This window comes from Bacteroidota bacterium, from assembly GCA_016213405.1.
Classification (GTDB): domain Bacteria; phylum Bacteroidota; class Bacteroidia; order Palsa-948; family Palsa-948; genus Palsa-948.
In genome coordinates this window covers 1-9,943 of record JACRAM010000025.1, presented here as the reverse complement: position 1 = coordinate 9,943, position 9,943 = coordinate 1, and the positions used below count along the sequence as shown (strand labels likewise).

Below are 9,943 nucleotides of genomic sequence, written 5' to 3'. Positions count from 1 at the left end.
CTGCGCTGGATTAATTTAATTTGTTGTTGTCGCGTCATTCCATAAATGATAATCTGTCGAACCCCGCGATTGTTTTTGTATTGCTCCATTGTCGAATTACTGCGATGCTGTCCACGAAGATAGTTGAATTGCTGCTAACGTTTTGCAGGTTTGAGGAGTGGCGGAATTAGAATTACTTATTTGTCTGCTGAGAACAAAGGTAATAAAAGAAAATAAACTTTCTGTATTAGTGTCAACCGCCATTACTCAAACCTGCTGTTAACTACATCCGCACCCGTTATGCATTGCTGGAGGAATTGTCCAACGAGAGATACCGTGAAATAAATGCAAAGTTGTCGAGGCGGGAATTGTATTTGTCTTTTTAAAAAGTTGTCCGCTGTGAAAGATGTTTATTGTTGAGATGGTTTTGAAATTGCGAAGCAGAAAAGTTGTCCGGTTACAGAAAAACACAGCAAGGGCAAACTCTTTACGCAAACAATAACATGAATTTACCTTGAAGTAGTTTGCGGAATGTGTTTGACCTTGCGGATTTGGAAGATGGTATTACATTCCAAAGTGTCGGGATAGGAGAAAACGCTGTCGGGCAGGGATAGTACAATGTTTGCATACCTTATAATAATATTGTCATGGCAAATTATTAAAGTGGCAAGGCATTTCACGATAGTGTCATGGTCTATTACTATGTTGTCATGCCTTATCACAACATGGTCATGCCTCAGTACGATGTGGTCATGGCTCAGAATGATGTGGTCATCCCTCAGTACGATATTGTCATGCCTTAGTACAACATTGGGCAGCAAATCCTTTAAGATTTCAATGGTGTCTGCTGATTCCGTTTATTTTTTCTCTCTCGGACGAGTGAATTTTAACCCTGAAATCTGTCTGAATTCAGCAAGGGTAATGGTGCTTACTGATTTTACATACTTTTTTACTTCTGCCGCTAAATCTTTAATACCTGTTACCGGATTGTATAAAATATTGTTTCGGTTTTGCATTGCTGTCAGGTATGGAGTGGTTGCATTGATTACGGCTTGATTGGCTGCTTTCAACTGTGAAAGAAAAGTTGCGAGGGCGGTATTTTTCAAATCTATTTCGTTAGGCGCATACGCAGGAACGGAGGCAACAAGTGAAGTGAGTTTTGTGAAATGTTCTGTCAACTGATCATAGGATTTCTGCGAAGCGGAAATATGTTTTTCAATTTCCTTCTCTGTTGCGTCCGCAGGAGGAGGAGTGTCAACGATTTTATCTTTTCTCACTCCGCGAATTTTGCGGATGATTGTTTTTACATCTTCCACCTGCGCTTTTGTAATTCCCTGAATTGCATGAAAAGAATTTATGATTCGGGTAGAAAGTTTTTCCATGTCGGTAAAAATCTGCTGACGGTCATCTACCGATTTTGTGTAAGCGGGTTTTACATTGTCAAGCGTTGTCATAGTTGCGCTTCCGCTTGTGAATGCAGTTTGAAGATTCGGAATTTTGATGAGCGGGTTTGTGGGATTGTAGCGCGTTCCATAGCCCTGAAGGCGTGAAATCATTACATTGAGGTTGGCAACATTTTTTGCGTGACCTGTTTCGGTTTTTGATTTTTTCTTCTTTGCCATTTTCTTTTTGCCTGTTTATTGCAGGACTTATTGGTTGTTTTATTTTATTGTAACGGTTGAATTTATTTTTTATTGTGCATTGTTATAATTGTGCAAGGGTTGCAACTATTATGCCGAAAGAGAAAATCGCAAGAATTATTCAAAAAATAAAGAAATGCCGAATTAATAAGAGTGTTTTCTTTTGTAAGTTTGTGGAACTAAAAAATAAATCAATTATGTAAAATAGCGATAGACATATAAAAAATATTGCGTAAGCAAATTCTGGTTTCTGAAATCCGCTAGATTTTAAAATGCCACAAAGAATAAGCGAGCGCTCATGCAAAGGCGTGGGCGTAGTTTATTTGTGGTATGGGCTTCTAGCGGAGCCTCAGAGACAGTAGGCTACTAACCCACGCTGATTTTTTACAGGCGTGAAAAAATCTTGCATGAGAAACCGAGTAACTATATTATGGGAGGAAATAAATTTTTATTGTGAAGTGAATAAGGATTTAGAAGCAGAAGATTTATTGAGAAAGAGTGTCGGTGAAAAACCAGCGAATGAGAAAAAAATAAAAGAGAATGAAGCAAGGATTGAAAGATTGCTTGAAGCGATAATGCCGTGATGAAATTATTGGAGGATTATTTTCTTTATTTCAATTCCTTTTTCTGAAAATAGTTTTATGAAGTAGATTCCTTTGGGCTGGATTGATAAATCAATGGTTGATGTTTGATTGTTAATGGCTGATGTAACTATTTCTTCTCCGATTACATTTGTAATTTTAATTGAAGAAATTTTTTCTGTGGAGGTGATTGTGAAAATTCCTGTGGTGGGGTTGGGGTAAATGTTTATTTGAGAGGAAAAATTATTTTCATTTATTCCCGCAGTTGAATCACAATTTGCAACATAACTATTGCCTATGAGTTTGCCAATATTATTTACTGTATCAGCATTTATCGTAAAAAATGCTCCGCCTACATAAAGTTCATTGTTGAGGACTGCCATACAGTTTGGTGTTCCTGACTGCCATCCATTTGAAAGTTTAAAATCAGCTCCCGGATTACACCATCTTTTTCCATCCCAACGAGCCATGCGTGTAACAGGAATTGCTCCCGCATTATCAATCTGCCCGCATACATAAAGGTATCCCTGAAAATTTATTATGTCGTTTACATTTGCAGGCATTGTTCCACCCCCCACATCTGACCAGTTTACACCATCCCATGCGGCAATGTTATTACCGGGGTCTCCACCTGTTTTTTGAAAATATCCTCCAGCAAATAATGTATCATTCCAAACATAAAGTTTATTTACTCCAGTATTTAGTCCAGTAAAACCACCTCCCACCGTTTGCCAATTTGAACCATTGAACCGTGCTATATCCTTTAATCCATTCCCGCCATCAAAATTTCCTGCCACATACAGGTCTCCATGATAAAAAACAGCACTACTAATTGCTGAACCTCCCGTTGTAGTATCCAAGGGAGGAAAAGCAGTCCATGTCGTGCCATCAAACTTTGCGATTTTACTTGCGTTGATACCGCCAATAATTTCAAAATCGCCTAAAATATATAACTCATTATTATAGATGTAAAGACCGTCTACTGCGCCTTGTATAATATTGTGTAAGGCATCATAGGTTTGCGCATCTCCTATATTTATCCATGCGTTGCCATCCCATTTTGCAATACCCCATGCAGAAATACTTCCTGCATAAGCAAATGCACCTCCCGCATATATCTCATTCTTATATCTTGTAATTGCTAAGACATTATTGGGAGTGCCGATAGAAGGAAGGCAACTTGGATTATCTACGCCACAGCCTAAAGAATCCCAAAAGATTCCGTTCCATTGCGCAATGCCCATTACCCATTTACCGTTAGTGTCGCCCCAAAAACCTGTTTTTGAAAATCCCCCGCCTGCATATAAGGTATTGCTGATTGTATCTGCAAACAGTATTCGAGGGGGGTAATTAAAACCCCTGTCTAAAGCAGACCAGTTTTGAGAAAATGATATAGTACAACCAAAATAAATGAATGAAAAAAATATTTTATATCTATTTTTTTTCATTATTGTTTTATAAATTTACCGCTCAAGGTTGCATTACCGCTTAAAAGCCGGACAATATAAATTCCATCAGCAAAGTGAGTAATATCAATTTTAGTTTTTCTAAATCTGTTTGAAGTTGGTTTGCCGGAATAAATAATCTGCCCCAACGAATTTATAATTATAATGCTGGCATTTTTATCCAACTCTATTTTGCTTTCAATTGTAATTTCATTACTGCCCGGATTTGGATAGACAATGACATTCAGATTTTCGTTTTGAGAATTTGTTTCTTCAATACCGACAGTAGAAGGACAGGATAAACAGAAAGAGCCGATAAATCCGTCTCCATCAGAAGTAACAAACGGATCGCAATATCCAGTGCCTACATCACCGTTATAAGTTCCGTCATAATAATCTGAATTGCCTGTTAAATCAAAAAGAGGAAAATCGTTAAGTGCACTTGCAGTTTGTCCCACTACGATTAAACTTTTTCCAGACGCAGATATAGCAATGTTATCTCCTGCCTCCCTGCATGTTCCACCGAGATAAGTTGACCAGAATGCTTGGAAAGTAGTTTTATCCAAACCTGCAATGAAGGCATCTGACTGACCTCTTAAACTCCCGTAATTATAAAAATTAGATGAGTTAATAACCGGAAAAGTAGGATTGAACGTTTGCCCTGTAATATAAATGTTTCCGTTACCATCTGCTGCAATACCATAGCCATATTCGGTCATTGCGATAGCGTTGCCGCCTCCATAATAATCTGCAAACAAGGGCACCCCGCCATTGGTGAATTTCAGAACCATTGCATTAAAACCTCCGGTATTGCTTCCCTGAACGGCATTGAAAAGTGGCATGTCCGTGCTTGTTGTTGAGCCGATAATGTAAATATTACCGGAAGCGTCTATGTCAATATCTGTTACATCACCATCCGTGACATAATGACCTTCCCAATTACTGCCTCCGTACATGGTTGCCCAAAGTAATATTCCTGTGCTTCTAAATTTTGCAATGTGCTTATCAAAGCCACCGTTATTATTCTGGGTATAGGCTCCGCTACCGGGGTCACATAAAGGCATAACACCTGCTACAGGGCTGCATGAAAGAGTAGTATCACCTTTACTTTCTGTATGAGAGACTACAAAAAGGTTACCGCTTTTATCGGTTGCCATTGATGTAACATATTCTCTGGCTGAACCACCTAAATAAGTTGACCATACTAAATTAAAAGAAGCATCAAACTTTGCGAAAAAACCATCGTCCTGCCCACCGTTATAGGTAGTATCAACATACGCTCCTGGCGGCTGGCTCACAGGAAAAGGAAAATATTTCCCAGGGTAAAATAATGTATCCATAAAAGTTCGCCCCCCTATGAAAATATCGCCACCTGATGTAACATTCATTGCATACAAAGCATCATAGTCGGCTCCGCCAAAATAGGAAGCCCATAATTTTGTTTGTCCATTCGGGGTTAATTTTACAATAAAGCAATCTTCGCGGTTTGAAAAACCTCCGTTAAAACTCTGATAAGAAGGCGGTGAAGTAGATACGGGAAAATTCGCACTTTGAGTATTGCCCGCAAAATAAATATTCCCTGAACCGTCAATTTGAACTGTTGTTGCCCAATCATCATTACTTGCTCCGAAATAAGTTACGAAATCTCTACCACGATTTGTATTAAACTTGGCGACAAAAGCATCAAATGAACCTAAGTTAGTTCCTTGCATTGCTCCTAGAATAGGAAAATTAGGGCTGGAAGTACCGCCCGACCAATAAGCATTATCAGAGGCATCCATTTCTACACTGCCTTTAACCGGTTCTGTCATTGAACCACCAACATAAGTTGACCAAAAATTGCTGCTGGTAGTAGTAGTTGGCGCAATATGCCCCCTGTCAATTTGAATGAATAAAGGAAAGTTAGTTGGATAATTGCGAATGTCAAGTTTAACAGATGTTGGAGAAAGCTGTATAAACTCTGCCTGCCAAGGCATAGGAACAATATTTCCCGCAGGATTTATTTGATATGCGTGACCTGCTTCAAAAGAAATTTTTCCAAGCGTTGTTTGTATGTCAAGTCCTTTGTTTGCATTAACTGTTACTGAGTTTGCTCCTGCAAAATTCATTATAATGTTATCTGGATTTCCTCCAGGCTTTACAATAAAATAAAATTTTATTCCAACATCATTACTGTAATATTGCATATCAATATTCGGGTATACACTTTCAATAATAGTTCTGCTGTAACCTTTAACGTTAACTGCTCCAGTACGAACTTGCGGAAGAAAATAATTCACATAACCATTAATCTTTTCTGTTTTAAATGGAGGAGATAGGTTTGTATTCGCGCCAACCAATGACATATCCACTCTATGTGTGCTGTCCTGCGTAGATTTAATAGTATCTACTTTTGCAAAAACAAAAGAAACAGCAGTGTCTGTGTAATAGACTATCGGAGAGGAATTGCTTGAATAGTATTTAATATCATTGCGCGAATTTCCGTTCACATCTGCAATTTGTCCCTTATTTGTATAGTAAGAATGGCTGATAGAAACCGATTCTAATCCGAAGTCTTTTGGGATAATCACGTTCAAAGAACGAACGCACAAGGAAAATGTTATGCTGGATACTCCCCCGCACGCATTTGCGACAACAGTCGGAACACAAATCCCGCGCGATGTCATGCGCGATGCTTGTACATAATAAGTATTACCAACTGTTAAACCAGATGCATCAATAATAATTTCATTTGCACCACTTGCTTCTGCAAAAATTTCATCTTCTAAAACTTGAAGCGAACTGCAAGAGCCGGAATAAAGAATTAATTCATGAAGATGAGGTCCATTAATACCAAAAGTTGGTGCAGTAGTTCTTATCTGGGTATATTGACTTGTTGCAACAAATGAAAACCATATATCGCTGTTTGTAGTTGTAATAGTAGTTGGAGTGCAAGTTGCAGTTGGAGTTATCGGAATTGCATTGCTGCAATTATTTCCTGATTGAGCGTTTGCATTAAAAAAAATAATTAATGTGATTACGGAGAGTAGAAATTTTTTCATGGTAAAAAGTTTTTAGTAGGCGTTGATAGTTTAAAAAACTTTCTTCTCAGGAAGTAAAAGCAAATACTTGATAAATGTATGCTTTCAAATGTGATTATATTCATTTTTGTAAGATTTCTGTCGAAGATTATTGGGCATTCGTCTAAATTTTTTAGTGCAGGATTTTGATGGGCGGGTGCTTGCTCTTGGCGCACACAAAAACTATAAAGGAGAATACCGCTTGTGCGCCATGTGCAAGCAGCCCGCTGTGCAGGATTTTGTATTGAAAATTGCTGTCTGGGTAAAAACAGCGGTCAATGTTTGCAAAGTTGTCTGATGATGCGTTTTTTTGTGAGCGGTCTGGGTTGGAATAGCAGTCAACCGAGAAAATAACTGTCCCCCGCGCTACCTTATTGTATGTGTTTTTGAGATGCTGTCGGTAAACTGCGGAACTGTCCCCGAAGTGAGTAGCAGTTATGCGGTAAGTTTGAAAAGTTGTCTGACCGACTGCGGAAAAGTCTACGGAGAACTGTAGTTTGTATTTGTGCGGTTGTAGTTAACGCTTTGCGGGTTTCTGATGTTGCGGATTTAATTGTTCGTAACTGTCCCACCGCACAAAAGTAAATAAAAAGCAATGAACTACAAATTTGCTCGTCACCCGCAATAGCAGAAACCCGCTGTTGGCTGCTGCCCTTCTTTTTTTTTGTCGTAATGAAGTGTCTGTCTGCTGTGCAGTTTTTATTTTTTGTTTTTGTTTTTGTGTCGGGCATTTTTGAAAATTTATTTCTGTCGGTGCGTAGGATGGGCACGCTCTTTTGCACTTTGCCTATTCCCGTAAAAATAAAAAGAGGCAAAGTGCAAATGTGCGTGCCATTCGGGAAGGTGGTGTTTGGTGTTGTCTGTCCGATGATGAGAATATTTTAGAAAAGAGTTGCTGTCAGCCGAAAGATGCCGTTAAAAGTTGTCAGAGTTTGCGAAATAGTCGGAATAAGAGATGCTGTCGCCCGAAAGTTGTTGTTGAAAGTGCTGTCCAGATGCGGAATAGTCGGGAAAGGGTTGTCAATAGTCCAGTCAGTCCCTGCGAAAGTGCTGTCCAGATGTTCAATAGTCGGGAAAAGATTGTCAATAGTGCAGTCAGTCCCCGCAAAAGTTCGGTCAAGATGCGCTATAGTTGAGCAAAGATGTTCAATAGTAGAGCCAAGATGGGCAAAAGTAGAGTCAAGATATGACAAAGTAAGGTCAAGATATGCTATAGTGTCGCCAAGATATGACAAAGTTTCCCAAAGATATGACAAAGTTTCCTCAAGATATGCTATAGTGTCAACGAGATTGGCAAAAGTAAGGGCAAGAAGGGGTAAAGTCGTGTTTTTTCGCTTAAAAGTCTGTTTTGCCTTTGTTACGAAAGATTTTGGGGCGACTAAAAAACGAATTCAAAAATTTAGCGATTATTAAGAATGTCTGTTTTGTAGAAACACGCAATGACCGAAAAGCAAACCAAACAAACGCCAACATCAGTATCAGTCCTATAAGCGAAAAGCCAGTAATGAGGTCTTTCTTTAAGTCCTTTTTTTCTTGTTCGGCTTTAGCCGCTGCTTCTTTTTTCTCAAACTCATAATTCAGTTCCCTTCTGGTGATTTCTTTGTTTTGATTTACATTCAAAAGTGTATCCTTTGCTGCTGATGCTATTTTATAATGCTCTAATGCTTTTTTGTAATTGCCAATATCGGTATAAAGGTCGCTGAGGTTTTCGCTGAGGTTTTGTATTTGAGGAAAAGAGCCAATTTCATTAGCAATAGTTATTGCTTTGAGATAAAATTTTTCTGCCTCTGAATATTTTTTTATGGAATAATAGGTATAACCGATGTTATTATTATGTCGTGCAATTCCGTTTTTATTCCCAATATCCTCATCTATTTTCAATGCTTTGAAATAATAGTCAAGGGCTTTGGAATAATTTTTTTGTTCATCATAGATAGTTCCGAGATTTCCGAATACTGTTGCAACATAACTTTTATTTCCTAAATCTTCACTCATTTTTAATGCCTTGAAATTATAATCAAGTGCTTTTGAATAATCACCTTGAACTTTATACACCTCAGCGATATTCATAATAGTTGCCGTAATTCCAGTATTATCTTTGATGTCTTCTTTTATTTTTAACGCTTTGAAATAATAATCAAGGGCTTTTCGATAATCTTTTTGATAAAAGAAGACAAGTCCAATATTGCCGAGTTGTATTGCAATTCTATTTTCATCCTTTGTTTCTTCTCCTATTTTTAATGCCTTGAAATAATATTCAAGTGTTTTAGGATAATCTCCTTGCTGAGCATAAACATTTCCAATGTTTCCATAGGTTGCTGCTTTTTTATTCTTGTATTTTTCTTTTCGTTTTATTGTTTCTTCATTGCTGTATTTACCAGATTGGGGCGTTATTGAATTTTCTAACTGTTCCCATACATCAAGTGCCTTTTGAAAAAATTGTAAAGCAAGAAAATACTCTCCTTTGTCAGTATGAAAGGTTGCAATTTGATGATAGCATTGCCCAATAGATGTTTGCATTGCTTCCTTTATTTCAGAATTGTCCCATTTCTTTTCACTTTCATTTAAAATGTTAATGGCAAGTTGAAGGGCTTGCTTGGATAAAATCATTGCTGTATCGGGATTGCTGTAACTGATTTCCCAAGCAAGTTCGTTGAGATGTTCTATTTTGTTTGTATCTGGTTTGTCGGTTTTAAGAAGTGAAAGCAATGAATCAATTTTGCTCTGCTGTGAGAAAGAGAAGTTGGTAATTAATACAAAACAAAAAGTGAGAAGATAATTAGTCATTTCGTTAAAATATTGTCGCTAAAATACGCTTTTCCTTTTTGTGCTTGTTTGCGGGCGGGAAGATTTGGCTCTTTGCCTTTTGCCCATTCCGCTAAAAAATAAAAAAGGGCAAAAGGCAATGTGCCAAATGTGCGTGAGCAAATAAATTTTCAAAAATGCGAAGCGTGGGTTTTTGTTTTCTTTTTTGTCTGCTGTCAAGTTACTGCGAGATTGTCAGCCGTTGCAAAACTGTCCCCCGCTTTTTTGTTTTTAAATGCTCAAAAGTGTCAAGTTGCTACGCCACTGTCTACGGAGCGAAAAGGGTTGCAGCCAACGTTTTGCAGGTTGGAGAAGTGGCGGTGTTCGGAGCACTTCACTGTCCCACAGCACAAAGATAATTAAAAGCAGAAAACATTTTTTCTAAATGTCAACCGCCATTTCTCCAACCTGCTGTTAGCAGCAGTTTTCTTTGT

The 9,943-nt window shown here is 38.1% G+C and carries 8 protein-coding genes; 2 read left to right on the top strand and 6 right to left on the bottom strand.

Annotation, left to right across the window (positions count from 1 at the left end; translation table 11 throughout):
- Positions 1-96 precede the first annotated feature (96 nt).
- Both HY841_03045 and HY841_03040 read right to left on the bottom strand, forming a co-directional pair.
- On the bottom strand, positions 97-243 hold the full coding sequence (locus HY841_03045; protein MBI4929713.1) for a hypothetical protein: 147 nt from the start codon (positions 241-243) through the stop codon (positions 97-99).
- Positions 244-836: 593 nt separating this feature from the next.
- Complete coding sequence (locus tag HY841_03040) at positions 837-1,601, bottom strand: hypothetical protein (GenBank protein MBI4929712.1); 765 nt, start codon at positions 1,599-1,601, stop codon at positions 837-839.
- A 425-nt stretch (positions 1,602-2,026) separates the two neighbouring features.
- Here HY841_03040 and HY841_03035 point away from each other — a divergent pair, with 425 nt between their 5' ends.
- A complete protein-coding gene (locus HY841_03035) occupies positions 2,027-2,203 on the top strand; it encodes a hypothetical protein (protein MBI4929711.1) in 177 nt (58 codons plus the stop codon).
- Between the two features lie 5 nt (positions 2,204-2,208).
- On the opposite strand, the gene HY841_03030 is transcribed toward HY841_03035, so the two are convergent.
- Complete coding sequence (locus HY841_03030) at positions 2,209-3,648, bottom strand: T9SS type A sorting domain-containing protein (GenBank protein MBI4929710.1); 1,440 nt, start codon at positions 3,646-3,648, stop codon at positions 2,209-2,211.
- Positions 3,648-6,686 (bottom strand): SBBP repeat-containing protein, encoded by a 3,039-nt coding sequence (locus HY841_03025; protein ID MBI4929709.1) that lies wholly within the window; start codon positions 6,684-6,686, stop codon positions 3,648-3,650. Before HY841_03025 ends, HY841_03030 begins: the two co-directional genes overlap by 1 nt.
- Positions 6,687-6,816: 130 nt before the next feature.
- On the opposite strand from HY841_03025, the gene HY841_03020 reads away from it, so the two are divergent.
- Positions 6,817-7,002, top strand: a complete 186-nt coding sequence (locus tag HY841_03020) for a hypothetical protein (GenBank protein MBI4929708.1) — start codon at positions 6,817-6,819, stop codon at positions 7,000-7,002.
- A gap of 583 nt (positions 7,003-7,585) precedes the next feature.
- On the opposite strand, the gene HY841_03015 is transcribed toward HY841_03020, so the two are convergent.
- Both HY841_03015 and HY841_03010 read right to left on the bottom strand, forming a co-directional pair.
- Positions 7,586-7,960, bottom strand: a complete 375-nt coding sequence (locus HY841_03015) for a hypothetical protein (protein ID MBI4929707.1) — start codon at positions 7,958-7,960, stop codon at positions 7,586-7,588.
- A 79-nt stretch (positions 7,961-8,039) separates the two neighbouring features.
- Positions 8,040-9,491 (bottom strand): tetratricopeptide repeat protein, encoded by a 1,452-nt coding sequence (locus HY841_03010; GenBank protein MBI4929706.1) that lies wholly within the window; start codon positions 9,489-9,491, stop codon positions 8,040-8,042.
- Between the last annotated feature and the right edge of the window lie 452 nt (positions 9,492-9,943).

What these genes read in the sequence shown, in the direction of transcription:
- HY841_03045 (MBI4929713.1), bottom strand. Translation starts at nt 243, where the DNA reads ATGGCGGTTGACACTAATACAGAAAGTTTATTTTCTTTTATTACCTTT.
- HY841_03040 (MBI4929712.1), bottom strand. Translation starts at nt 1,601, where the DNA reads ATGGCAAAGAAGAAAAAATCAAAAACCGAAACAGGTCACGCAAAAAAT.
- HY841_03035 (MBI4929711.1), top strand. Translation starts at nt 2,027, where the DNA reads ATGAGAAACCGAGTAACTATATTATGGGAGGAAATAAATTTTTATTGT.
- HY841_03030 (MBI4929710.1), bottom strand. Translation starts at nt 3,648, where the DNA reads ATGAAAAAAAATAGATATAAAATATTTTTTTCATTCATTTATTTTGGT.
- HY841_03025 (MBI4929709.1), bottom strand. Translation starts at nt 6,686, where the DNA reads ATGAAAAAATTTCTACTCTCCGTAATCACATTAATTATTTTTTTTAAT.
- HY841_03010 (MBI4929706.1), bottom strand. Translation starts at nt 9,491, where the DNA reads ATGACTAATTATCTTCTCACTTTTTGTTTTGTATTAATTACCAACTTC.